At 76.6% G+C, this 1,674-nt stretch carries 2 protein-coding genes; both read left to right on the top strand.

Translation table 11 applies throughout. The features are described 5' to 3' along the window. A partial coding sequence (locus tag ACFV5N_RS27685; RefSeq protein WP_385605247.1) for an SbcC/MukB-like Walker B domain-containing protein occupies window positions 1-816 on the top strand: 816 nt, incomplete at its 5' end. 31 nt (window positions 817-847) lie between these two features. Next, window positions 848-1,660, top strand: a complete 813-nt coding sequence (locus ACFV5N_RS27680) for an SDR family oxidoreductase (RefSeq protein ID WP_385605244.1) — start codon at window positions 848-850, stop codon at window positions 1,658-1,660. Window positions 1,661-1,674: the final 14 nt, after the last annotated feature.

Below are 1,674 nucleotides of genomic sequence, written 5' to 3'. Positions count from 1 at the left end.
CCCTTCACGGCACCGCCCTCCGCCCCGTCCTCAACTCCCTCCCCGCCGGCCGCCCGGTGGCCCGGGCTCGCCGCCCCGGAGGCCGCTGCGTCCGGCGTGCCCGGCCGGGCGGCGCTGGACGCCGCCCGGCGGGGGCTGGAGCGGGACGTCGTGCGGCTGCGTGAGGCGGCGGCGGCCGACAGCGCCGCCCGGGCGCGCTGTCGTGAACTCGATGCGCTGTCCGCCGCGCTGGCCGCCGAGGCGGCGGCCCTCGCGCCGGTGCGGGAGGAGGCGGAGCGCATCGCCCGGCTGGCCGGGCTGGCCGCCGGGACGGCCGCCGAGAACAGGTACCGGATGCGGCTGGAGACCTATGTGCTGGCCGCCCGGCTGGAGCAGGTGGCCGAGGCGGCGGGGAGCCGGCTGCACCGGATGTCCGCCGGGCGGTACCAGCTGGCGCACTCCGACTCCAAGACGTCGCGGGGACGTTCGGGGCTGGGGCTCCAGGTGCTGGACGCCTGGACCGGGCGGGCCCGGGACACCGCCACGCTCTCCGGCGGCGAGTCCTTCTTCGTCTCCCTCGCGCTCGCGCTCGGCCTCGCCGACGTGGTCGCGGCGGAGGCCGGCGGGCAGCGGCTGGACACCCTGTTCATCGACGAGGGGTTCGGCAGTCTGGACGAGCAGTCCCTGGACGAGGTGCTCGACGTGCTGGACGGGCTGCGGGAACAGGACCGGGCGGTCGGCATCGTCAGCCATGTGCCGGACCTGCGCGCCCGGATCCCGACCCAGTTGCGCGTCATCAAGACCGCCCGGGGGTCCACGGTGCGGAAAACCGGATGACGCGAGATGGTGCGTGTCGCAGGGTGGGGGCATGACGGGACCTCATCCCCTGAACGGACGCACCGCCCTGGTCACCGGCGCCAGCCGGCGGGCGGGCATCGGGTTCGCCACCGCCCGCCGGCTCGCGGCGCTCGGTGCGAGCGTCTATCTGCACCACCACACCCCGCACGACGCCGCACAGCCCTGGGGCGCCGATCCGGACGGGCCGGACGCGCTCGCCGACGCCGTACGCGCGGACGCCGCACCCGGCGCCGTGGTCGCGCACGGGCCGGGGGATCTCGCCGACCCCGCCGCCCCGGCCGCGCTCGTGGACGCGGCGGCCCGGGCGCTCGGCGGCCGGCTGGACATCCTCGTCGCCAACCAGGCCCTCAGCGGTCACGACGGGCCGCTGGACGAGCTCACCGCCGACATGCTGGATCGGCACTACCGGGTCAACACCCGTGCCTCCATGCTGCTGGTGCAGGCGTTCGCCCGCCGGCACGGTCAGGCCGGCCCCGAGGCGCCGCCCGGCCGCATCGTGCTCATGACCTCGGGGCAGGATCAGCGGGGCGGCATGCCGGGGCAGATCCCGTACGCCCTGTCCAAGGGCGCGCTCGCCTCCATCACCCGCAGCCTGGCCACCGACCTGGCGGCCCGGCGCATCACCGTCAACGCCGTCAACCCCGGCCCGGTGGACACCGGTTACCTCACCGGCGAGCACCACGCCGTCATCGCCGGGCTCTTCCCCGGCGGACGGTGGGGCGCGCCCGAGGACGCGGCCCGGCTCATCACCTGGCTCGCCGGGGACGACGCGGGCTGGATCACCGGAGAGGTCATCAACTCCGAGGGCGGCTTCGCCCGCTGAGCGGCGGTGGGGCC

It is taken from the genome of Streptomyces sp. NPDC059853 (assembly GCF_042731495.1).
GTDB lineage: Bacteria > Actinomycetota > Actinomycetes > Streptomycetales > Streptomycetaceae > Streptomyces.
Note: the sequence above shows the minus strand (reverse complement) of the source record. Positions and strands in the feature narration are given on the sequence as shown.